This window comes from Dyadobacter alkalitolerans DSM 23607, from assembly GCF_000428845.1.
Lineage (GTDB): Bacteria > Bacteroidota > Bacteroidia > Cytophagales > Spirosomataceae > Dyadobacter > Dyadobacter alkalitolerans.
In genome coordinates, this window is record NZ_AUAS01000005.1 from 272,424 (window position 1) to 294,291 (window position 21,868).

Annotated in this window: 23 protein-coding genes; 11 read left to right on the top strand and 12 right to left on the bottom strand. The window is 45.8% G+C overall.

All coding sequences use genetic code 11. The features are described from left to right. Positions 1 to 57: 57 nt before the first annotated feature. On the top strand, positions 58 to 486 hold the full coding sequence (locus G395_RS0112265) for an FKBP-type peptidyl-prolyl cis-trans isomerase (RefSeq protein WP_026630306.1): 429 nt from the start codon (positions 58 to 60) through the stop codon (positions 484 to 486). A gap of 62 nt (positions 487 to 548) precedes the next feature. Here the strand turns inward: G395_RS0112265 and G395_RS0112270 are convergent, their stop codons facing one another. Together G395_RS0112270 and dprA are read right to left on the bottom strand one after the other, a co-directional pair. Beyond that, positions 549 to 1,181, bottom strand: coding sequence for an AlbA family DNA-binding domain-containing protein (locus G395_RS0112270; RefSeq protein WP_026630307.1), 633 nt, complete (start codon positions 1,179 to 1,181; stop codon positions 549 to 551). Further along, positions 1,182 to 2,306: a DNA-processing protein DprA gene (gene dprA / locus G395_RS0112275; RefSeq protein ID WP_026630308.1), complete on the bottom strand. Its 1,125-nt coding sequence runs from the start codon at positions 2,304 to 2,306 to the stop codon at positions 1,182 to 1,184. 83 nt (positions 2,307 to 2,389) lie between these two features. Here dprA and G395_RS0112280 point away from each other — a divergent pair, with 83 nt between their 5' ends. Further along, positions 2,390 to 4,213 carry an alpha-amylase family glycosyl hydrolase gene (locus G395_RS0112280; protein ID WP_026630309.1) on the top strand — a complete coding sequence of 608 codons (1,824 nt, stop codon included), beginning with the start codon at positions 2,390 to 2,392 and terminating at the stop codon, positions 4,211 to 4,213. 51 nt (positions 4,214 to 4,264) lie between these two features. Here G395_RS0112280 and lepB (G395_RS0112285) read toward each other — a convergent pair whose 3' ends face one another. The 8 genes from lepB (G395_RS0112285) to G395_RS0112325 form a co-directional block, all read right to left on the bottom strand. Further along, complete coding sequence (gene lepB, locus G395_RS0112285; RefSeq protein ID WP_026630310.1) at positions 4,265 to 5,443, bottom strand: signal peptidase I; 1,179 nt, start codon at positions 5,441 to 5,443, stop codon at positions 4,265 to 4,267. A gap of 138 nt (positions 5,444 to 5,581) precedes the next feature. Continuing rightward, positions 5,582 to 6,718, bottom strand: coding sequence for a signal peptidase I (gene lepB / locus G395_RS0112290; RefSeq protein WP_026630311.1), 1,137 nt, complete (start codon positions 6,716 to 6,718; stop codon positions 5,582 to 5,584). Positions 6,719 to 6,750: 32 nt separating this feature from the next. Continuing rightward, on the bottom strand, positions 6,751 to 7,464 hold the full coding sequence (gene dapB, locus G395_RS0112295; RefSeq protein ID WP_026630312.1) for a 4-hydroxy-tetrahydrodipicolinate reductase: 714 nt from the start codon (positions 7,462 to 7,464) through the stop codon (positions 6,751 to 6,753). A gap of 25 nt (positions 7,465 to 7,489) precedes the next feature. Then, entirely contained in the window at positions 7,490 to 8,185 is a 696-nt protein-coding gene (locus tag G395_RS0112300) for a DUF5683 domain-containing protein (RefSeq protein ID WP_026630313.1), read from the bottom strand. Positions 8,186 to 8,187: 2 nt separating this feature from the next. Beyond that, positions 8,188 to 9,102 (bottom strand): ParB/RepB/Spo0J family partition protein, encoded by a 915-nt coding sequence (locus G395_RS0112305; RefSeq protein ID WP_026630314.1) that lies wholly within the window; start codon positions 9,100 to 9,102, stop codon positions 8,188 to 8,190. Between the two features lie 25 nt (positions 9,103 to 9,127). Continuing rightward, a complete protein-coding gene (locus G395_RS0112310) occupies positions 9,128 to 9,925 on the bottom strand; it encodes a ParA family protein (protein WP_026630315.1) in 798 nt (265 codons plus the stop codon). Between the two features lie 165 nt (positions 9,926 to 10,090). Beyond that, a complete protein-coding gene (locus G395_RS0112320) occupies positions 10,091 to 11,113 on the bottom strand; it encodes a radical SAM protein (protein WP_026630316.1) in 1,023 nt (340 codons plus the stop codon). 77 nt (positions 11,114 to 11,190) lie between these two features. Further along, a complete protein-coding gene (locus tag G395_RS0112325; RefSeq protein ID WP_026630317.1) occupies positions 11,191 to 11,652 on the bottom strand; it encodes an Lrp/AsnC family transcriptional regulator in 462 nt (153 codons plus the stop codon). 173 nt (positions 11,653 to 11,825) lie between these two features. Between G395_RS0112325 and ald the strand changes: the two genes are divergently transcribed. From ald to G395_RS0112345, 4 genes are all read left to right on the top strand, one after another. Further along, complete coding sequence (gene ald / locus G395_RS0112330; RefSeq protein WP_026630318.1) at positions 11,826 to 12,938, top strand: alanine dehydrogenase; 1,113 nt, start codon at positions 11,826 to 11,828, stop codon at positions 12,936 to 12,938. 212 nt (positions 12,939 to 13,150) lie between these two features. Then, positions 13,151 to 13,360 carry a hypothetical protein gene (locus G395_RS0112335; RefSeq protein ID WP_026630319.1) on the top strand — a complete coding sequence of 70 codons (210 nt, stop codon included), beginning with the start codon at positions 13,151 to 13,153 and terminating at the stop codon, positions 13,358 to 13,360. 41 nt (positions 13,361 to 13,401) lie between these two features. After that, a complete protein-coding gene (locus G395_RS0112340) occupies positions 13,402 to 15,177 on the top strand; it encodes a DEAD/DEAH box helicase (RefSeq protein WP_026630320.1) in 1,776 nt (591 codons plus the stop codon). 65 nt (positions 15,178 to 15,242) lie between these two features. After that, complete coding sequence (locus G395_RS0112345) at positions 15,243 to 15,761, top strand: DinB family protein (protein ID WP_026630321.1); 519 nt, start codon at positions 15,243 to 15,245, stop codon at positions 15,759 to 15,761. On the opposite strand, the gene G395_RS29315 is transcribed toward G395_RS0112345, so the two are convergent. Next, positions 15,758 to 16,789 (bottom strand): zinc dependent phospholipase C family protein, encoded by a 1,032-nt coding sequence (locus tag G395_RS29315; RefSeq protein WP_035361170.1) that lies wholly within the window; start codon positions 16,787 to 16,789, stop codon positions 15,758 to 15,760. The two genes, G395_RS0112345 and G395_RS29315, sit on opposite strands and share 4 nt — an antisense overlap. Before the next feature lie 341 nt (positions 16,790 to 17,130). Here G395_RS29315 and G395_RS0112355 point away from each other — a divergent pair, with 341 nt between their 5' ends. Next, positions 17,131 to 17,535 (top strand): Dabb family protein, encoded by a 405-nt coding sequence (locus G395_RS0112355; RefSeq protein WP_026630322.1) that lies wholly within the window; start codon positions 17,131 to 17,133, stop codon positions 17,533 to 17,535. Between the two features lie 65 nt (positions 17,536 to 17,600). Here G395_RS0112355 and ung read toward each other — a convergent pair whose 3' ends face one another. Then, a complete protein-coding gene (gene ung / locus G395_RS0112360) occupies positions 17,601 to 18,266 on the bottom strand; it encodes a uracil-DNA glycosylase (protein ID WP_026630323.1) in 666 nt (221 codons plus the stop codon). A gap of 151 nt (positions 18,267 to 18,417) precedes the next feature. Between ung and apaG the strand changes: the two genes are divergently transcribed. The 4 genes from apaG (at position 18,418) to G395_RS0112380 (ending at position 21,844) form a co-directional block, all read left to right on the top strand. Next, complete coding sequence (gene apaG, locus G395_RS0112365; protein ID WP_026630324.1) at positions 18,418 to 18,804, top strand: Co2+/Mg2+ efflux facilitator ApaG/CorD; 387 nt, start codon at positions 18,418 to 18,420, stop codon at positions 18,802 to 18,804. A gap of 43 nt (positions 18,805 to 18,847) precedes the next feature. Next, complete coding sequence (locus G395_RS0112370) at positions 18,848 to 19,624, top strand: O-methyltransferase (RefSeq protein WP_026630325.1); 777 nt, start codon at positions 18,848 to 18,850, stop codon at positions 19,622 to 19,624. A 106-nt stretch (positions 19,625 to 19,730) separates the two neighbouring features. After that, entirely contained in the window at positions 19,731 to 20,702 is a 972-nt protein-coding gene (locus G395_RS0112375; protein WP_026630326.1) for a DUF2157 domain-containing protein, read from the top strand. Next, positions 20,699 to 21,844, top strand: a complete 1,146-nt coding sequence (locus G395_RS0112380; RefSeq protein ID WP_026630327.1) for a hypothetical protein — start codon at positions 20,699 to 20,701, stop codon at positions 21,842 to 21,844. Before G395_RS0112375 ends, G395_RS0112380 begins: the two co-directional genes overlap by 4 nt. Positions 21,845 to 21,868: the final 24 nt, after the last annotated feature.

Genomic DNA, 21,868 nt, shown 5'->3' on the forward strand with positions numbered 1-21,868 from the left:
AAAGCAGTTTTTAATCCGCTGTTAGTAAGGCATTTTTAACCATTTAAGATTTACAAGATGAAGCAGGCGCAGGCAGGTGACAATGTACAAGTCCATTACAAAGGGACTTTGACAGACGGACAACTTTTTGATTCTTCGGAAGGACGCGATCCGTTAAATTTCAAGCTGGGTAGCGGCCAGGTTATCAAAGGTTTTGATGATGGCGTTACAGGCATGGAAATCGGTGATAAAAAGACCATTCACATCCCGAATGCAGAAGCTTACGGCCCTGTAAATGAGGATATGGTTATCAATTTCGAACGCTCACAAATTCCTGCCGATATTCCCCTGGAAGTAGGTGGAACGCTTAATATGCATCAGGATGGCGGACAGGTTATCCCGGTTGTGGTCAAAGAGGTGACAGAAGAATATGTTATTCTGGATGCCAATCACCCATTAGCAGGTCAGGACCTGATTTTTGAGCTTGAATTGGTTGGGATCAACTAAGAAGTGTAGAAAATTAGAAGTTAAAAGCAGAAAGTCAGGTGAATGTCTGGCTTTCTGCTTTTTTATTTGGCCCATTTCAAACTGAATGCTTCGGGTTTGTTTCGCGAAATTTTGAGCAGCACCTGTTTCTCTGCCAGATCATGCAGCATTCGTTCCGCCCGTTTTTCGGAAATATTGATAATTCTTGAAAAAACTTTGGCTGTTACCGAATCCTGCTCCCTGAGATAAGTGATCAATGTCTTTACGTGTCTGGATGCCAATAGTTTTTCCAGGTCGGCATCGGTTTCTCCCTGCATGAGCAGTTTTGGAATGGGAATGCTTTTGTCCTTTACCCGAATGTAAATGATCCGCATATCTTTCTCATTCACCGCATAATGTGGCTTATCGGGGCTTTCGTCAACATCCACCTGCATCACCTTCTTTCCGTCAAGTAACGCAGATTTTATTCGGATTGTCAGCTTCGGCTCAATCAATTTGCCCGTGGCCGTTTCCAGCTTTTTCAGCTCAGCCAGCTCGGAACCAACGCCCAGGATCGCGCCCGAATCGGCAATCCCGATCAATAAGGTGCCGCCGGAGGTGTTGGCAAACGATACAATGGTTTTAGCAATTTTGTACGGGCTGTCAATCGTCCTTTTAAATTCGGTCGTAAGCCCCTCTCCTTCTTTTATAATCTGTATGATGCTTTTTTCCTGCATTTAAATCAATCCATATTTTTTCCCTGGCAGCGACCGCACCATTCCCTGGAATTCCAGGTTAAGCAACAATGCCGCCAGTTTATTCAAGTGCATTCCGGCATGCCAGGAAAGTTCGTCGACTTGCATAATGCCTTTTTGCCGGAGCAATGCCAATATCTGGCCTTCGTCCTGTGTAAACCCTTCAAAGCTTGCCTGCATCTGGACCGGACGAACTGCCGCAGGCTCGTCTCCTGCCTGCTCCCAGCCCATCGCCGCCGCCATATCCTCAACAGACGTGAATATGGACGCTTTGTTGTCCCGGATCAGAAAGTTACAACCTTCTGAATGCACGCTGCCCAGCATGCCTGGCACTGCGTAAACATCCCTGTGGTAATTCTGAGCAAACTCGACCGTAATCAGGCTGCCGCCTTTCCGCGCCGACTCTACCACAATGGTAACATCACTCAGCCCCGCAATGATTCGGTTTCTTGCCGGAAATCTCATAAAATCAGGTTTGGTAGCGAGTGCATTCTCGGTAACAAGGCCACCGTTTTCCTGCATTTCAAATGCTGTTTTTTTGTGGGCAAAAGGATAGATGACGTCCAAGCCGCTGGCCATAACGCCAATCGTCGGCATATTGTGTTTCAAACAAGCGCGGTGGGCGGTGATATCCACACCGAATGCCAGGCCGCTTACGACCATTACGTGATAAGGTTCCAGCTCCTTAATGATGGTTTCCGTCACCGATTTCCCATATTCACTCACCTGCCGCGTCCCGACGATGCCCACCGTCCGGCTCATATTGAAGTCAAAATTGCCGCGTGAGTAAAGGACAATGGGTGAATCGTAAAGCGATTTCAGTCTGGCCGGATAAGCCGGGTCAGTAAAGAAGTGAAGGTTGGTTGCGGTGTTGTTGCAGCTGAGAAATTCCTTTTCAGCCATTCCAAGCGATTCCTTGTTTAATATCGCCCTGGCTACTTTGTCGCCGACACCGGGAATATGGACGAGTTTTCGGTAGTCGGATTTAAAAACTTTCTCCGCGCCGCCGCAATGGCTGATAAGCTGCCGGATGGTAACTGCGCCGACCCCGGGCGTGTGTATAAGCGCGAGTGTACAGATCTTTTCGTACTCTGTTAATTCCAACATGATAGTGTGTTTTGAGTGGCATACAATTTGCCTATATACGTAATGAAGATAAATCAAAAATAACAAAAATCCTCAAAGGGAATATGGATAATTTACAGGCCGCTGAAACAGAACCGGTTCAGAGTTTTGAAGGAATGGGTGCGACGTGCTACCCGGAAGGAGTTTATTACAGGGTGTGGGCGCCACACGCTGAAAGTGTTTCGGTAGTGGGGACTTTTAATGATTGGAAAGCAGATGCTAATCCCCTTTCACAAGAAGAAAACGGACATTGGGGTGCACTTATAGAGAATTCAAAAGAAGGTGATGAATACAAGTTTGTTTTGCAGACACCATCCGGAGAATTACACAGAAACGATCCTTACGCATTGAAAATGACCAACTCGGCCGGAAACTGCGTGGTGTACAACCACGCAAGTTTCGATTGGCAGGATGTTGGTTTTCAAATCCCAAGCTGGCACGAGCTGGTTATATATGAGCTTCACGTAGGAACCTTCCATGTGAAGGAAGAAGGACAAATCGGAACATTATACACCGCTATTGAAAAGCTGCCATATCTAAAAGAAATGGGTTTCAACGCTGTTGAATTAATGCCCTGTTCTGAGTTTCCAGGATCGCGTTCGTGGGGATATAATCCAGCAAGTCCTTTCGCGATAGAATCGGACTACGGCGGCCCCGATGGCTTGAAAGCATTCGTGAAGGCAGCACATGAGGCCGGCATAGCCGTCATCCTGGACGTGGTATATAACCACTTCGGGCCTTCGGACCTGGACATCTGGCAATTTGACGGATGGCATGAGAACGACGGCGGCGGCATTTACTTTTATAACGACTGGCGTGCAGAAACACCTTGGGGCAGCACCCGCCCGGATTACGGCCGTGGTGAAGTAAGACAATACATTCATGACAATGCCATGATGTGGCTGCGCGAGTTCCGTGTAGATGGACTGAGAATGGATATGGTCCCTTACATACGGAATGTGAAAGCAGACGGAAATCCTGGTAATGATATACCCGAGGGCATTTCGTTAATGCAGTGGATCAATAAAGACATTCGTGAATGTTATCCAAACTGCATAACCATTGCAGAAGATATGCATTCGCTGGACTTCATTACGGACTCTGTCGAAGATGGAGGCCTGGGCTACGGTTCTCAATGGGACGCCAGGTTCGTACATTCGGTTCGTGAAGCCATTATCACCGCTAACGATCAGGACCGGAATATGGAGGATGTTGTTGAAGCGATTACACACCGTTACAATGAAGATTCCTTTCAACGCATTATTTATACGGAATCACACGACGAAGTGGCTAACGGTCAGGCGCGCGTGGCGGAAGAGATTGCAGATGGCGATGTAAATAATTGGTATTCTAAAAAACGCGCTGCTTTGGGCGTTGCGCTGGTGCTTACTTCACCAGGCATTCCGATGGTTTTCCAGGGACAACCCTTGTTAGAAGATAAATGGTTTTCCGACAGCGACCCGATTGATTGGTCAAGACTGGAAAAATTCAGTGGATTTGCGACTTTACACCGTGATATGATCCATATGCGCCGGAACTGGTTCGGTGTAACAAAAGGGTTGCAAGGCCAGAACATCGAGATCATTCGGGCCGATAAGGACAAGAAAGTGATCGTGATGCACCGTTGGAGTGAAGGCGGGCCAAAAGACAGCGTTGTTGTCGTACTGAATTTTTCAATTGAAACATTCCATGACTATAAAGTTGGATTCCCGAGAGCCGGGAAATGGCACCTGCGATTCAACAGCGACAATGAACAATATGATCCGGAATTTTCGCATCTGGGTGTGTTTGACATTGAAACAATGGATGGTGAATTTGACAGTATGTCGGCGCACGCCACATTGCAAATCCCGCCATATTCAGTGCTTGTATTCTCTCAGGAGGATTGATTATAAACCTATGATAAATGCAAAAGACCGGCTCATCACCGGTCTTTTTTGCTATTCAATAATCCTGAAAATTCTGTCCCAGCGTATTTTATTTACAAAACTAACGGGATCAGGATCCAGTGACATCCATACAAAAACTGCTTTTCCAACAATGTGGTCTTTGGGCACAAATCCCCAATATCTTGAATCGGCTGAATTGTGCCGGTTATCGCCCATCATGAAATAGTAATCCTGCTTAAATGTGTAATTGGTTAGCACTTTTCCATTTTGAAGGATTTTGCCATCCTTAATCTCTACGTTATCATTGCCATCGTGATTTCTGATTACCTCACCATAAACCGCGATGTTCAGGGGAGACAATGGAACGGTCATTCCTTCTTTCGGCACAATGATAGGGCCATAATTATCTTTATTCCAATACATTAAATCCGTCTTAGGAAAAAGAAAAGGTTCTTTAAGTCCCTTGCTGCTGTAAATAGGCTCAATCTTTTTGACAAAATCAAAACTATTTAATTTCTCAGCTATCGTGCTCGTTGTCTTGATAATGTAGCCCGACTGATCATTGGAAGCAATGGTATCGTTAAACGTTTCCGTGAATTGGGAGAAGTCCGTAATGCCATTTTTGCGAAACACATTTTGTTCGTTCACCGGCGTTGATGTGGACACAAAATATTCACTCTGCATCCGGACCGGATTCTTTTGCGCTGCCCCATTCACATACACCTGGCCACCCTTTACTTCGAGCTTATCCCCTGCGATAGCAACACATCTTTTGATATAATTGGACCTCAGATCCAGCGGATGCGGATGCAGGTCCGGCAGCACGGAACTGTATTTATCATATGCATTGGGATGCTCCACCGGTAAATTAAAAACCACCACATCGCCCCGTTTCACATCCGCAAATCCCGGAAGCCGGTATTGTGGCAGCTGTATCCAATCCAGGTAAGACGAAATTTTCGTACCCCAGATCGTTTGATGCGTGAGCGGCATTTGCAATGGTGTAACGGGTGTGGTTGTGCCATAATGCAGCCTGCTCACAAACAGATAATCGCCTACCAAAAGCGAATTCTCCATGGAAGATGTGGGAATAACAAAAGCGCTGAAAAATAGCCAACGGATCAATGTAGCCGCAATAACCGCGAATAGCACAGAATCCAGCCATTCCCGGAATGCAGATTTTTTTAGTTTATCTTGTTGTGGTTTTTCAGGAATAGAAGTGACAGACATAATGCCGAACTATAAATTTTTGGCAATATAATGCTTATCTTAATAACAAGTTAAGAGTTATATAATGTTTATTTATATATTAAAAAAATAGGGAGCACAAATGCGCTCCCTACCATTTCAATGTATAATGTCTCCTGCTTAGTTGATCACACGGAACAAACGGTTCCATCTGATTTTGTTAAAGAAGCTCGTTGGACTTGGATCGATGGACATCCAGACGAAAACCGCCTTGCCTACAATGTGATCCATCGGCACAAATCCCCAATAGCGCGAATCAGCCGAATTATGACGGTTATCCCCCATCATGAAATAGTAATCCTGCTTAAATGTGTAGCTTGTAATAGCCTTACCAGCCACTTTCAAAGATTTTTCATCAAACTCCACGCCTTCCAGTCCTTCGTAATTCTTGATAACAGGACCATATGTTGCAAGATTTTCAGGAGTCAGCTGGACGGTCGCCCCTTCTTTGGGGACGGTGATGGGGCCGTAATTATCGCGGTTCCATTTGAACAAAGAGGAATTCGGATACAGCATTGGCTCGCTGATGTCCTTGGATGATTTAACCAATGTAATGCCTTTTACAAAATCATAGGCTTTCAGTTTAGCCGCGATTTCCACAGTTGTGAAAACCAGGTAACCCATTTGGTCATTGGAAGGAATTGTATCATTAAAGCTCTCGGTATAAGCATTGTACTCCGAGATGCCGTTTTCCTTGAATACTTTTTCCTCATTCACAGAAGTCGTCGTTGCAACAAAATATTCATTCTCCATGCGAACCGGATTTTCCACCGCAGTGCCATTGGCATAAACCTGCAAATCTCTCACTTCCAGCTTATCACCGGGCAATCCCATGCAACGCTTGATGTAATTTGTTTTCAAATCAACCGGATGTTGTAATTCGGGCGGATAGTTGAAAACAACAACGTCTCCCCTTTTCACTTCGCTGAAACCAGGCAGGCGATATTGTGGCAATTGAATAGCATCTGAATAGGAAGGAATGCTGGTTCCCCATATCGTTTGATGTGTTAATGGCACTTGCAAGGGCGTTTTAGGCGTCCTGGTGCCATAATGCAGCTTGCTGACAAACAAGAAATCACCTACCAAAAGGCTGTTCTCCATGGATGGCGTCGGGATTGTGAAGGCTTCGAAAAACAACCAACGGATCAGGGTCGCGGCAACAACAGCAAAAAGTATGGAATCGAACCATTCCCTGACCGGCGATTTTCTTTTGCCGGTATGAGCAGTTCGGGAAGTCATTTCTTTATTAATAGCCATGCTATAATCAATTGATAGTTAAGAGTTTATATTTAGATTTTCAGAAGATCATTCATTCCAAAAACACCATTTCTGCCGGGAAGCCATTCGGCCGAAACCACCGCCCCTAATGCAAAACCGGCGCGACTGTGTGCAGTATGTGAAATTTCAATGGTATCCACTTCCGACTCGTAGCGTACAATGTGCGTTCCGGGCACTTCGCCCTCCCTTTTGGAAGTAATTTGCAGGTAACCGCTTTCCGTTTCAGGAGCCAGTTTCCAGCCTTCCAGGTTGTCGATTTCGTCTGTAATCGCTTCCGCTAGTGTGATTGCTGTGCCGCTGGGCGCGTCCAGCTTGTGAATGTGGTGGATTTCGGTCATGTATTGCTCGTAACCATGTCCGTTCATCAGCCTGGCCAGCTGACGGTTGAGGCGAAAGAAGAGGTTTACACCAATGCTGTAATTGGAAGCATAAAAGAAAGCACCGTTTTGCTGCACACAAAGCTTTTCAATCTCTGCCCGGTGTTCGAGCCAGCCGGTTGTGCCGCTTACTACGGGCCAGCCTTTTTTCAAACAGTATGTAATATTGTGATAGGCAGCTTCGGGAGCACTAAATTCAATGGCAACATCCACATCGGCAGGTTGCAATGCATCCATTTCCGAGCGGTTATCAATGTCAATTTTCCCTACGATTGAATGTCCTCTTTCGAGTGCAATCTTTTCAATCGTCTTTCCCATCTTTCCATATCCCAATAATAAAATCCTCATTAACGTAAATTTATTCTGTACTAAACTATTTTAGGTTAAAAACCAGCCTAACCCCGGGTGTCGGCGTCAGCATGGCAGGTTGGTTCAGTTTCGGCTCAACTCTTAAGGTAAGGTCTTCCGACAAATCGAATGTCTTCAAATGTGCCGCCACGTTCGCCTCGACGATGGATAATGTATAGATCAAACCCGACACAATTAAAGCGAAACCCCGGTTGCGTCGCCAGTAATTTTTGCCTCTCGCAGCCTGGTCACGCGTTGCTACGGTCATTTCACTGTTTGTATTCAACAAATTGCGAACCCGTATCGCCTTGGTTGAATCCGGTGTTAAGCCTTTTTTTATGCTTCCGTAAGTCGGACTATTTGGATCAAGATCATAAAAGGATCTGTAAGTGTCCAGGTAATCGTGATATTTCAGGGAGTTGAGATAATAAGCATACAATCCGCCCCCGAACGCAATGTAAACGATAGGAAGTTTCCAGTAATCGCGGTTATAGATCTGCCCTCCTCCCGGAATCAATGCAAGCCTTGTCGCCGTTTTTGGGACCGGGAAAAACTTCTTTTCTTTTTTCTTCCCTGTCAGTGAATCTATTTCGCCAATCAGCGTGCTATCTGTTGTGATAATTTGCGCCTCACCGCGTTGCAATGTGTCCTTTTTTGATTTTTGTGCGATTGCTTCCACTGAAAACAACACCAATGCGAGAAGCCAAAACCAGTTTTTCAATCTTATTTAAATTTCAGTGTTTCCAGAATCTTTTTGAGCTCGTCCTGAGAAGCAAAGGGGATCTTAATTTCACCTTTGTTATCATTATTGCTTTTTACGGAAACCTTAGCCCCGAAAAAGGACGATAATTGAAACTGTAACGACTTAATTTCTTGATTAATTGTTGCCTGTTTTTTGCTCGCAAACGAGATATTACTCATCATTCCCAGCTTTCTGACCTCCTCTTCCACTTTTCGCACCGACCAGCCCTCTTCAATTATTTTGTTAAAAATCTTTAATTGACTCTGATCGCTGTTAATGGTGATAATCGCACGTGCATGCCCCATGCTGATCTGGTTGTCACGAAGCGCAGCCTGGATCACCGGCGGCAGTTTCAGCAAACGGATATAGTTGTTCACCGTCGTGCGGTTCTTGCCCACGCGAACGCCCAGTTCTTCCTGTTTGAGATTACATTCCAAAATAAGCCTCTGATAGCTGAGCGCAATTTCGATCGAGTTCAGGTTTTCCCGCTGAATGTTCTCGATCAGTGCCATTTCCAGCATTTGCTGGTCATTGGCAGTCCTTATATAGGCAGGAATGGCAGTCATTCCAATAGATCGGGAAGCCTGCAAACGCCTTTCACCGGAGATTAGCTGATAGCTGTCTTCGGACAATTGTCTTACGGTAATGGGTTGGATAATGCCCTGAACGCGAATAGAATCCGCTAATTCCTGCAAGGATTCCTGATCGAATTTCGTGCGGGGCTGGTAAGGATTGGCCTCGATAAGGCTAACATCAATTTCGCTCATCGAACCCACGACGTCCGTGGCAGACGGTCGCTCCTTGGTACGATGCGTATTTACTTTTTCAGAATCCTGAAGAAGCGCTCCGAGGCCTCTTCCCAATCCTGTCATTTTCTTGGCTTTACTGTTCTCCATTGCTTTCTCGCTATTCAATCATTTATCAGTTTACACCCATCGACCTGTCAGAGGACAGCAAACCATTTTTACTGAGAATTTCACGGGCCAGATTCAAATAGCTCACCGCTCCCTTGCTGTCTGCATCCTGCGCCATCACGGGGATTCCGTAGCTTGGCGCCTCGCTGATGCGTACATTTCGAGGGATAATGGTGTTGAAAACCAGGGATTCAAAATGGCTGGTCACCTCGTTCACAACCTGGTTGGAAAGCCGGAGCCGCAGGTCATACATGGTGAGCAGGATGCCTTCAATGATCAATCCCGTATTAAGCCGGGACTGGATAATGGTGATGGTATTCAACAACTTACCCAATCCTTCCAATGCAAAATATTCACATTGAACAGGGATAATGACCGAATCGGCCGCGGTAAGGCTGTTGATCGTGATAAGCCCTAGCGAGGGCGAACAGTCTATAATGATAAAATCGTAATCTTCGCGAATCTCGGCAATGGCATCTTTCATGCGCTGCTCGCGGTTTTTGAGATTGATCATCTCTATTTCCGCGCCTACGAGATCAATGTGTGAGGGTAATAAATTTAAATTCGGAAAATCGGTTTCCAGGATAATGTCCGCCGTTTTCGCCTGCTCCACCATGCATTCGTAAATGCTGTTTTCCATCTCCTGCGGATTGAAACCAAGTCCGGAAGTTGAATTGGCCTGTGGGTCAGCGTCTATGATAAGCGTACGGAATTCAAGCGCCGCCAGACTAGCCGCCAGATTAATGGCAGTTGTCGTTTTTCCTACTCCTCCCTTTTGGTTTGCAATTGCAATTACTTTGCCCATGTATTCATTTGAGTTACCCAAGGTCAAATTTCTATTATTCGGGGCAATTCACCAAAAAATGTTCCACGGACTTTTAAATAAATCAGTCAAGTACCTGATGACCAAGCTATTAATAAAGATTATTATTTAATTAAAAATAAAAACAAGGCAGTTTTGGGAAGTGTTTCACGCCCAGACCTGCGTTCCTTCGGTGCAGTTTTTACACATTTCGATCTCCGAACGTGAGCGGATCAGTGATGCCCGGAAGTCGCTGTATTTTTTGCCTTTCCAAAGCTGCCGGAAGGTTTCGCGCTTCATATCACCGAGCTGATATTCGGCGTCTTTGTCGAAGCAGCAAGGCACCACGGCACCATCCCAGGTGATCACGCACGAATGCCACATCTTCCAGCAATGGTCTACAAATTTGTTTTTGATTGAATAGCGGCCGCTTTCGGCTTTTTCGTAGCGGGAATATTTGTCAATGGTCGGGATAAGGTCCGAACCTTCTTCGTAATCATAGATCTGAGCCGTTTTCAAACCCACTTCATCCACACCCATTTCCTCAGCCAGTTTCTTTACATCTTCAATCTGGTGCTCATTCGGTTTCACCACCAAAAACTGGAAAATCACATGCGGCGTGGCCGATTTCAGCTCTTTTTTCCATTTGATAATGTTGCGAGTCCCTTCCAGAACCTTTTCCAGATTCCCGCCAATGCGATATTGCTGGTAAACGTCCTGCGTGGTGCCGTCAATGGAAATGATCAAACGATCCAAACCGGACTCCACGGTTTTCTTCGCTTTTTCGTCCGTCAGATAATGTGCATTCGTGGAAGTAGCCGTATAAATGCCTTTGTCATGCGCGTATTGGACCAGTTCGAAAAATTTTGGGTGCAAATAGGGCTCGCCCTGGAAGTAAAAAATCAGGTATAATAATGTATCGGCAAGCTCGTCAATGGTCTTTTTGTATAATTTCTCTTCCATCATTCCCGTCGGGCGTGTGAAGGACCGCAGGCCGCTTGGGCACTCCGGACAGCGTAAATTACAGGAAGTGGTGGGTTCGAAAGAAATTGCGATCGGCATGCCCCAGTGGACCGGGTTACCCGTTGCTTTTGAATAAAAATAACTGCTTAGTATCTGGATGGCGTTCCAGGCCCTTTTGGGAGTGACCTTGGACATCAGGTTCAGGCCATCTTTAAAATTTTTATTCATTATTTGTGGCTTTGGGCGACTGGCAAATGCTAGCAGCCTATTAATCAGGGAAATCAAAAAGAAATGTTGCAGCCTTGCTACACCACCGAGATTCCCGTCGTGTACTTGATTTCGGAAATTACGAAATAACTGCTGATGTGTAACACACTTTTCAAGGCAGAAAGTTTGTGCTGGTAAAATTGATTGTATGCCTCGGCATCTTCCACGATCACTTTCAGCATATAATCAAAGTTTCCCGAAACGACCGAACATTCGAGCACTTCGCTCATTTTTACAATCGCCTGGTTGAAATCCTCGAAGCTTTCCTTCCGCTGTTTATCTAATGTTACATTGCAGTAAACCACCAGCGCTTTACCCAGCTTGCGCCGGTTAAGTAGGCAAACATACTTATCAATGATGCCTTCTTTTTCCAGCTTGCGGATCCGCTCGTGAACGGGCGTCACCGACAAATTAATCCTGCTCGCTATCTCCTTGATTGTCAATTGAGAATCGGTTTGCAGCAAATCCATTATTTTACGATCCGTGAGGTCAGGTTGCATACAGTTTTTTTTATTACCCGGTCTACATTTGTGAAGTTCCGTGCCGAATATTTTCTTACAAATGTGATCAAAAATAGTTTTTTTTACTGTCCTTATGCTTCTTGATAGCATCTTTTTTCTACAAAAACTACTTTTGCAAACTTCGAAATTCTACACTAAAAACATACTTCCCAATGATCATTGGTGTCCCCAAAGAAATCAAAAACAATGAAAACCGCGTAGCCGTCACCCCTGCCGGAGTAACCGAATTCCGCAAACACGGACACACCGTATATGTACAGGCGGAGGCAGGCAAAGGCAGCGGTTTCAGCGACGAACAATATGCAGAAGCCGGCGCGACGATCCTCAACAGCATCGAAGAAGTCTACGCCATCGCTGAAATGATCATTAAAGTGAAAGAACCGATCGCCAGCGAATACAGTTTCATCAAAGAAAACCAACTACTCTTCACTTACTTCCACTTTGCCTCTTCCGAACCATTAACCCACGCTATGATCGAGCGTAAGGCCGTTTGCCTGGCTTACGAAACGGTTGAAAAAACGGACAGAAGCCTGCCATTGCTCGTTCCTATGAGCGAAGTTGCGGGCAGAATGGCGATCCAGGAAGGGGCCAAATATTTAGAGAAACCAATGGGCGGTTTCGGAATCCTGTTAGGTGGCGTTGCGGGTGTGAAACCTGCTAATGTGCTCGTTCTGGGCGGAGGGATCGTAGGAACACAGGCTGCGAAAATGGCTGCGGGACTGGGCGCCAACGTAACGATCGTGGACATTAGCTTGCCAAGATTACGTTACCTGGAAGACATTATGCCTGCCAATGTGGACACCGTGATGTCCAACGAATACAACATTCGCGAGCTCATTAAAAGCACAAACCTGATCATCGGCGGCGTGCTCATCCCCGGAGCGAAAGCGCCTTCATTGATCACACGCGATATGCTTAAACTGATGAAACCGGGCACTGTCATGGTGGACGTGGCGATCGACCAGGGCGGATGTTTTGAAACTTCCAAAGCAACAACCCACGAAGATCCTATATATGAAGTGGACGGTGTGGTGCATTATTGCGTGGCCAACATGCCAGGCGCCGTGCCCTACACTTCTACCCTCGCTCTGACAAATGCAACATTGCCTTATGCATTGCAACTCGCCAACAAAGGCTGGCAAAGTGCCTGCGCCACGAGCGAAGAGCTGCGTAAGGGGCTGAATGTCGTAAACGGAAAGGTGGTTTTTAAAGGGGTTTCGGATGCCTGGAACCTTCCGTATACAGACGTGCAGGAAGTTTTTTAATACCAAACCTAGCTAAGGCAACCTGGCTGGCTGTGAAGCCGGTCAGGTTTTTTCATTTCCCGAAATATTACAATTAATTTCATGTCAGTATTGCAATTTCGAAAGTTATCCTTACTTTTGCATAAAATTTGAACGAACATCCGTTCGTCTCTCTGCTTCTTACACGGTTTAGCACTTTATAGATCCGCTACCAACCTTTAAAATTCGCCTGGTTGGCACACCGTTCTCATGCAGGACCCCACGGATGGTTTGTGGTGGGCTTTGCGCAATCCCCTTTTGAATTAGTTTACGATTTGGCTTTGAGTTTTTGGTTGTGGGACAATTTTACCGTTTCCGACTTCGACCCATCGAGCCTGCTGACCTACGATACGTTTTCTGTTACGGCGATCCGCAGCAGCATTCAAATGACCGTAACAATTTGACTATCTTTTATTACCCAAGAATTAATACAAAAATAAATATAATGACTACTGAAAATTTCGAAACTTTCGAAGAGCTTGGCCTCTCAGAAAACATCCTTAAAGCCCTTACTGAAATGGGTTTTACTAAACCCTCACCTATACAGGCACAAGGAATTCCCGCAGTAATGCAGGGATCTGACGTGATCGGACAAGCACAAACAGGAACCGGAAAAACGGCAGCGTTTGGTATTCCCGTGCTGGAAAGAATTGATGTATCCAATAATGCCGTTCAGGCACTTGTGCTTTGCCCTACCCGCGAATTGGCGGTGCAGGTTTCCGAAGAAATTGGCCGTTTGGCTAAATATGTAAAAGGACTTAGAATTGAAGCAATCTACGGTGGTGATTCCATCGACCGTCAGATCCGCTCCCTTAAAAAAGGCGTTCACATTGTTGTAGGAACTCCTGGGCGTGTGATGGACCATATGGAACGCAAAACGTTGAAATTTGACGAAGTGCGCATGATGGTGCTTGATGAAGCAGATGAAATGCTGGATATGGGTTTCCGCGAGGATATCGAAAGCATTCTGGCTGATATGCCGGCTGACCGTCAGACGATCCTGTTCTCAGCAACAATGTCTAAGCCAATTATGTCGATCACAAAACGTTTCCAGACTGATCCTATTTTGATCAAAGTGGTTCGCAATGAGTTGACTAACGTGAACATTGAGCAGGTTTACTTCGAAGTGAAGCCACAGGCTAAGGTTGAAGTAATGACGCGCCTGATCGACATGCACCATTTGAAATCGCTTTTGGTTTTTTGTAATACAAAAAGAAAAGTGGACGAGATCGTTGAAGACCTTCAATTGAGAGGTTATGCTTCGGAAGGAATCCACGGCGACTTGCGCCAGCAGCAGCGCAGCAATGTAATGAGCAAATTCAAGGCGGGTGTAACTACCATTCTTGTGGCTACGGACGTTGCAGCACGCGGAATTGACGTAAGCGGACTGGATGGCGTGATCAACTTTGACATTCCTTTGGACGAAGAATATTACGTACACCGTATCGGCCGTACAGGCCGTGCCGGATTGTCCGGAAAAGCATTCTCACTGGTTGCCCGCGATGAAAAATATCGTTTGAAAACCATTGAAAGTTTTACAAAGGTTAAAATTGAAAAAGGCGTTATTCCTTCTTATGAGGATATCGTTGGCGTTCGCAAGGCGCGTTTCGTTGAAAGCATTTCTGCATCTATCCAGGAAGGCGACGACCAGGAGCTTTTCGGCGATGTGCTTGAAATGTTGCACCACGCAGGTTACTCTACGGAGCAGGTTGTAGGCGCTATGGCTAAGCAGATCATGGGCGTTCAGAAAAACGAATATGCAGATGCAAACCTTGCCTGGGAAGAAAGACGCGGCGAACGCGACGGACGCAGGGAAGGCGGAAGCGATCGTTTCGAACGTCGCTCATCAGGCGGAAGCCGTTTCGGTGACCGCAGAGAAAGCGCACCACGCGGAAATGATCGTTATGCTCCTGCTGCACGTGGTGAATCACGTCCAAGATTCGAAGGCAGCCGCGACGAGTCTAAACGTTCGGCAACACCGGAAGCCGGTATGACACGTTTGTTTCTGAGCCTTGGCCGTAAAGACCACATTTTGCCAAAAGATATCGTAGGAGCCATTGCCGGCGAAGCGAACATTCCAGGCAAGACGATCGGTGCGATTGATATTTATGACAAATTCACATTTGTAGATGTTCCTGAGCGTGATGCCCGTGCGGTTTTGCGTGCAATGGACGGAAACACCATCAAAGGTAAGCCTGTACAAATCGATATCGCTAAATAATTTAAGCTTAGCACATTTGAGAAAAGGGACTTGTAACAAAGTCCCTTTTTTTGTTATTTTTCGGTATGCAAAATCAACCGAAACCCGAGGTGTGGCTCAGAGGGCCACTCCCTGATATATCCGATTATCTGCAACCCGCAGCGCACGCACTTTTGCAGGCGCAGGAAGAAATCAATGCAGAGCTCAGCAATTTCCCCGTTGCCTTGTTATGGGAACGCCCGGCAGATGTGGCGTCCGTTGGCTTTCATTTACAACACCTTACCGGCGTGCTCGACCGTCTTTTAACCTATGCCAGGGCTGAATCTTTAAGCGAAAATCAGCTTGCCTATCTGAAAGCAGAGGGTCAGCCATCATCGTCCACGTCGGCTTTGAATGAATTACTCGACGCATTCAACAGACAGATTCTCATCGCGCTAACACAGCTCAAACACACTGACGAAGAGACGCTTACGCAGATCCGTTACGTGGGCCGGGCTATGTTACCATCCACACATCTGGGCTTGCTGGTTCACGCGGCGGAGCATACGCAAAGGCACACGGGCCAGCTGCTGGTAACCGCCCGAATCTTGAAACAAGGCGCTTAATCCTCACTTTCGGGTCTTATATGCAGGAGACGTCTGATCCATGACTGGCTTTCGGTTTGTTGATCCGGCTTGTCTGTTTCCGTTAAAGAATCCTTCAACTGGCGCAGATCCGGCTGCCCGGCGTTTATCCAGCAAGTGAACCAGATGTCGGCCACCGTTTTTACGGAAGCTTTCATGCGCCGCTCAACCTGCCGGTCGAGCATTTCGTGATATCGGGTTGAAAATTCCAGTGAGTAAGTCCGGGTAAGGACATTGTTACGAAGTTCGTAGCTAAATTTTTTTTCGGCTGGAAACGAAGCACTAAGCTGTTTTTCAAACAGAAAAACCGAATCTGTTGCGGTATGCGATTCGGCGACGGCTTGCCAGGCTGCATTAGCAACATTGTCCTGATATATGGCCTTACCGATCCATAAGTCGTAGTTTTCAGCAAATAACTCGGGCAACCGCGATTCCCAGAAGCCATGAATTCCTTCCTGACCGGTTAGCTGTCCATTATAGTTCCGGGTTGTGTGCAAGGGCACGTGCGCATCGGCAATGTAGTGGCCGAGATCCGCTGATATCCTGAGAATCCGGCGCGCATCTTTTTCTTTGAACGCCTCCGTCAACTGATAGGCGCCGGTTTGAATGTACCAGGGGACAATGCCATGCTTGCGCAAACTGTCCTCACCAATCCGCTTGATCGCCTCGTTCCAAAATTTTGGTAATACTTTATAAGCACTGTCACCATAAACATCCAGATCAATGTAATGCCGCTCCGCCTCTCCTACTACGGCATATCTGCGCCTGTCGGGATTGACTGCATTTTCAGTAATGAAATCAATGTTCTTTTTATAAAACACCTGCATCTCGGGCGGCAGTCTAAACACCGCCAAGCGGTTAATTCGCTTATGCGCCCAGAATCCCCAATGTGGTCCAGCGGACGCTATCGAGAGAAAAAGCAGGGTAATTGAGCTGGTTTTCACCCAAAATTTCCACCAAAGGTTATTTTTTTCTAAAAATTTTTTCTCCCAAACCGACTTTGCTTCCATATAAAGTTTTGAAGGGCATTTTTAGCACTCTTCACCTCTTTATACGGTCTTCGCAAAAAAAAGTAACATTACCAGGCATATTGAAAACCGCAAATTTCAAGGTCTTGCAAAATTTAGCCAGTAATTTGTCTCATTCACGCCCGGTTTAGCACTTATTACACAACTACCCTCGCAATCGCACCCGGAATTATATTCTGCGCTCCAACAATTTTGTAACTATTTCTTTTGTCAATCACACTAAAATCCAAATAAGTTATATTTTATATACAAATAATACAATTATTAATTATTCTTTTATCTTTGTATCAAGTAAATTTAGATGATTATCAGATTTTGAAATAATGAGAACCAGAAATAAAACATTAGGATATTTAATACCCGTTTTTGCATTGTGTGTGTTTATGCTTGTGATCTACGGCGCGTATGTTCCGCACACACCAGCTGAAATCCAGCGTGTAGTTTGTATTAAGTTCAAGCCAGGAACTACTAACGAAGATGTTGAGAAACATTTGCGCGATTTTGCTTCAATGAAAAACGCGGTTAAAGATGTAGTTGCTTATTCAGCAGGACATGTTCAGAAACTGGAAGGAAGCGAAGAGCAATTTGATGTGATCCATTACCTGACATTCAGAACCAAAGAAGGTGCAGCACAATATGCAGCCAATGCCGACCGCAAACAATTTGTGAAGGCTAATGAAGGAAATTGGGACAATGTATTGGAAATGAATTCCAACATTGAAAAGTAATTTACAATAGTAATAGGAGTGAAAATCTTAAAAAGAGTCGGGTATCCCGGCTCTTTTTTTCGTTTCTACCAATTGATCGGCTCCAAGCTTTTGCTTTCGAGATAAGCATTAGCCTGACTGAAATGATGATTGCCGAACCAACCTCCCCCGTTTGCCGACATGGGCGAGGGATGTTTTGATTTCAACACAAAGTGATTTTTGTCATGGATAATGCTTCCCTTATCCTGGGCATAACGCCCCCAGAGCATAAAAACCACATTCTTTTTCTCGTCGGAAACGCATTTTATAACGGCATCGGTAAATCGCTCCCAGCCTTTGTTCTGATGCGACCCGGCTTTGCCGCTTTCCACTGTTAATGTAGCATTAAGCAATAATACACCCTGCTTCGCCCACCTTTCCAGATTACCGGAATTAGGAATAGGTTTACCCAGGTCGCTGTTGATCTCCTTGAAAATATTAACCAGCGAAGGCGGGATACGCACACCATCATTTACTGAAAAACAAAGTCCGTTTGCCTGTCCAAAACCGTGGTAAGGATCCTGGCCGAGTATCACCACTTTGCAGTCTTCAAAGCTGCAATAATTGAATGCATTGAAAATTTGTTTCGCCGGCGGAAATATCTGTTTCGTGCTGTATTCCTCTTTTACAAAGCTCACAAGCTCAGTGAAATACGGCTTTGCAAACTCCTGTTCCAGCCTTTCTTTCCACGATTGCTCTATTTTTACGTCCATCTCATCGTTTTTAATTCCAAACCCAAATTATATTATTTTGTTTTGGTTTTATCAGTAATTGATTGTTATTTTCGTTTTAGCAGAAGTAATGCAAATACAGCTCCGGCTGCTTCCCCATACCAACGCAAAACGCCCAAACACCCTCATCCATATGGTTTCCAAAGTGACAGATGGTGTGAAAGTCACCGTATTAACTGAGTATCAACCCGATTATTCCAACCCGGGACAAGATCATTTTGTATTTACCTATAAGATCCTGATTGAGAACCACAGCGAGCACACTGTTAAACTTTTAAGAAGACACTGGCTCATTTACGATGCGAACGGAACTGTACGCGAAGTAGAAGGAGCCGGCATTGTGGGACTGCAACCGATCCTGGAACCGGGAGATGTGCATGATTACGTGTCGGGATGCAACCTGCGTACAGACCTGGGCAAAATGGCCGGAACGTATCTGATGGAACGTGTGCTGGACGGCCGCCAGTTCCGCGTGATCATTCCCGCATTCTCCCTGATCGCACCTTACAGAATGAACTGATCAACCGCCTGACTTCGGTTTTGGTTTACTAAATATCTTACCATTGATTGCTGCCTATTTAAAGTATTTGCTCCGCTCCGGTAACGAGCATTCCATTCATTCGCCTTTCCTCTTCGAACTTTACACGCAGGTTATTGCGGCAAAAAAGGATCAGAATCCCGATTACGCGGTTTTGAAAAAATTGCGCAAAGAACTGCTGGCATCCAACGAGCAAATTAACATTCTGGATCTCGGTGCCGGCTCGCGGGTGAATAAATCCAACCTCCGCAAAATTGGCACGATTGCTAAGAATGCCGAGAAGCCCGAAAAATTCGGAAAGCTTTTCAACCGCCTCGTGCAAAGATTTCAACCCAAAACCATTCTTGAACTGGGCACTTCACTGGGGCTGACAACATTATATTTATCAAAAGCAAAGCCGGATGCCATGATCCTGACTTTCGAAGGCTGCCCGGCAACAGCGCAGGTTGCACGTCATAACTTTGAGAAACTGGATGCTGAAAACATTGACATCGTGCTGGGCAACATTGACCAGACGCTGCCCGAGACACTAAAAAAGCTGAATCCGTCTTTGGATTTGGCCTATTTCGACGCCAATCACCGCTACGAGCCCACTGTCCGCTATTTCCAGGATTGCCTCCCCTACATGCACAACGATTCGGTCTTTATTTTCGACGACATTTACTGGTCCGGCGAAATGACGCAAGCCTGGGAATTCATCAAAAAACACCCCCGGGTAACATTAACCGTTGATTTGTTCTGGATCGGGCTGGTGTTCTTTCGGCAGGAGCAGGTGAAGGAGGATTTTACATTGAGATTTTGATAAAAACCGTAACATAACCGGGCCTCTCCGTTGAATAAATAAGCGCTGTTCTTGTAAGCATTCTTCTTATTATTGCCGGCTCTACTCATCCTCTTTTTTCCACGGAATGAACACACAAGCCATCCTGAAAGCTTTCGTCGAGAAGGCCGTAATATCCGAAGAACAAGCTTTAATCATAGCCGATTTCGAGCAAAAAAAGGCGTTTTCTCTACATTGGGAACTGCGCTCGATCCTCTACCTGGGCATTGTTTTGTTCAGCTCCGGCATCGGGGTCATTATTTATGAGAACATAGACACCATCGGTCATCAGGTGATTATCGCTTTGATTGCCGCATTTACAGCCTGGTGCTTTTATTACACTTACAAGCATGCGCTTCCTTACCGCAACGAAAAAGTCAGAAATCCCAAAAAACTCGCCGATTACATTCTGCTGCTCGGCTGCACGACGTTCCTGGTTCTGGAAGGTTACCTCCAATTTCAATACAATATTTTCGGGACGCGCTACGGACTCGCGATCATTATTCCGACGCTGATTTTCTTTTTCTGCGCTTACCGTTTCGATCACAAAGGAGCTCTTTCCATGGCCATTACGGGACTTGCATCTTGGCTTGGTCTTACTGTGGCGCCGCTGGCTGTGCTTTCACAAAATGACTTTACGGATAACCGCTTACTCGCTACGGCTGTCATTCTCGGCACGGTTCTGTGCGCATTCGGCTGGGCATCAGAGAAACGGAACATTAAACAGCACTTTGCATTTACCTATATTTTCCTGGGAGGTAATCTGGCCGTTCTGGCAGCAATGACCGGCATTTTCAGCGATCGCGCCGAATTCATCTACATGCTCATCGGACTGGCCCTTTCCGCATTCTTTGTCCAGCGCGCCCGCCTCACACAATCACTCATTTTCCTGCTCATGGGCGTCGTGTATGGCTACATAATCCTTACACATCTTATTTTCTCCAATATCGTTTCAGAAGACGCTTCTTTCGTTTTCGGGACTTTTTACTTCACATTCACCAGCATAGGCGTTGTTTTCTTTCTGCTCAATTTTAAAAAATTCTTAGGGATCAAAAAATGAAAAAAGCCTACAACGAAACCTGGATTGAAAATCTGCACATTCTCAATAAAGCCGAACACTGGGCTGCTAAGAAGCTGCTGACCAAAGAACAGCTCGACCAGGCAGAAAAAGCATTTCCCCAGCAATTTTACCGGCCCGGCATTTTTGTAAAAATAGGGCTGTTCATTTTCACACTGATCGCCTGTTCTTTTGCCTCGGGGTTTATATCCATGTTCATCATTGGCGACGGCGGGCAGGAAAATATTTCCATCATCAGCCTTTTCTGCATGGCAGGCTTCCTTTTCTTTTTGGAATTTTTGATCAAAAAAAGGAGCTTATACCATTCAGGAACCGACAATGCACTGCTTTATGCTGCCCTGGGCGCTGCAGCAATCCCCATCTTATCGCTTTTTCAGGATCTCCAAGTCTGGCAATTCTGCATCATTTTCTTTGCGATCACATTTGCCGCCACACTCCGTTACGCAGATCTGCTGACGGCTGCCGGCTCCTTCCTCGTATTGATTTTAATGTTGGGAGATATTATGATGAAGTTTCCGATCGGCAAAGCGATCCTTCCTTTCGGCGTAATGATCCTCTCCGCGCTGGTTTATATGATCGTGAGAAAAATCAAAAGCAGCTATTACCACGACTGCCGAAAACTGACTGAAATTCTGGCACTTGCTACGTTTTACCTGGGCGGGAATTATCTGGTTGTCCGCGAAGGCAATGCCATGCTGAATGACTTGAATTTGCCTTTCTCACCTCAAATCCCTTTCGCTCCAATCTTCTATTTTTTCACAATCGGCATCCCCGTTGCGTACATAATTTTTGGATTGAAAAAATACGACCGTGTTCTGCTGATTACCGGGTTACTTGCGCTGGCATTGTCCGTTTACACTTATAAACATTATTTCAGCCCGTTTACGCCTGCACAGGAACTGGCGATAGCCGGAATGGCCATGATTATCCTGTCTGCTGCTGTAATTAAATATCTGCATACGCCCAAACACGGCTTATCCGATGAGCAGGAAGGCAAACGTAAGCTGGCCAATCTGGAAGCCATTTTAGTGGCGCAACATCTTGGTCAGACGCCGGGTGAGGATGGCAATGTTGAATTTGGCGGTGGAAATTTTGGCGGCGGCGGCTCGGGAGAGACCTATTAATTGGGCAAAAATTCAGAACTTAGC

Excerpts from the sequence above, each read along its gene's own strand:
- G395_RS0112265 (WP_026630306.1), top strand. The coding sequence starts at position 58 with ATGAAGCAGGCGCAGGCAGGTGACAATGTACAAGTCCATTACAAAGGG.
- G395_RS0112270 (WP_026630307.1), bottom strand. The coding sequence starts at position 1,181 with ATGCAGGAAAAAAGCATCATACAGATTATAAAAGAAGGAGAGGGGCTT.
- dprA (WP_026630308.1), bottom strand. The coding sequence starts at position 2,306 with ATGTTGGAATTAACAGAGTACGAAAAGATCTGTACACTCGCGCTTATA.
- G395_RS0112280 (WP_026630309.1), top strand. The coding sequence starts at position 2,390 with ATGGATAATTTACAGGCCGCTGAAACAGAACCGGTTCAGAGTTTTGAA.
- lepB (WP_026630310.1), bottom strand. The coding sequence starts at position 5,443 with ATGTCTGTCACTTCTATTCCTGAAAAACCACAACAAGATAAACTAAAA.
- lepB (WP_026630311.1), bottom strand. The coding sequence starts at position 6,718 with ATGGCTATTAATAAAGAAATGACTTCCCGAACTGCTCATACCGGCAAA.
- dapB (WP_026630312.1), bottom strand. The coding sequence starts at position 7,464 with ATGAGGATTTTATTATTGGGATATGGAAAGATGGGAAAGACGATTGAA.
- G395_RS0112305 (WP_026630314.1), bottom strand. The coding sequence starts at position 9,102 with ATGGAGAACAGTAAAGCCAAGAAAATGACAGGATTGGGAAGAGGCCTC.
- G395_RS0112310 (WP_026630315.1), bottom strand. The coding sequence starts at position 9,925 with ATGGGCAAAGTAATTGCAATTGCAAACCAAAAGGGAGGAGTAGGAAAA.
- G395_RS0112320 (WP_026630316.1), bottom strand. The coding sequence starts at position 11,113 with ATGAATAAAAATTTTAAAGATGGCCTGAACCTGATGTCCAAGGTCACT.
- G395_RS0112325 (WP_026630317.1), bottom strand. The coding sequence starts at position 11,652 with ATGCAACCTGACCTCACGGATCGTAAAATAATGGATTTGCTGCAAACC.
- ald (WP_026630318.1), top strand. The coding sequence starts at position 11,826 with ATGATCATTGGTGTCCCCAAAGAAATCAAAAACAATGAAAACCGCGTA.
- G395_RS0112340 (WP_026630320.1), top strand. The coding sequence starts at position 13,402 with ATGACTACTGAAAATTTCGAAACTTTCGAAGAGCTTGGCCTCTCAGAA.
- G395_RS0112345 (WP_026630321.1), top strand. The coding sequence starts at position 15,243 with ATGCAAAATCAACCGAAACCCGAGGTGTGGCTCAGAGGGCCACTCCCT.
- G395_RS29315 (WP_035361170.1), bottom strand. The coding sequence starts at position 16,789 with ATGGAAGCAAAGTCGGTTTGGGAGAAAAAATTTTTAGAAAAAAATAAC.
- G395_RS0112355 (WP_026630322.1), top strand. The coding sequence starts at position 17,131 with ATGAGAACCAGAAATAAAACATTAGGATATTTAATACCCGTTTTTGCA.
- ung (WP_026630323.1), bottom strand. The coding sequence starts at position 18,266 with ATGGACGTAAAAATAGAGCAATCGTGGAAAGAAAGGCTGGAACAGGAG.
- apaG (WP_026630324.1), top strand. The coding sequence starts at position 18,418 with ATGGTTTCCAAAGTGACAGATGGTGTGAAAGTCACCGTATTAACTGAG.
- G395_RS0112375 (WP_026630326.1), top strand. The coding sequence starts at position 19,731 with ATGAACACACAAGCCATCCTGAAAGCTTTCGTCGAGAAGGCCGTAATA.
- G395_RS0112380 (WP_026630327.1), top strand. The coding sequence starts at position 20,699 with ATGAAAAAAGCCTACAACGAAACCTGGATTGAAAATCTGCACATTCTC.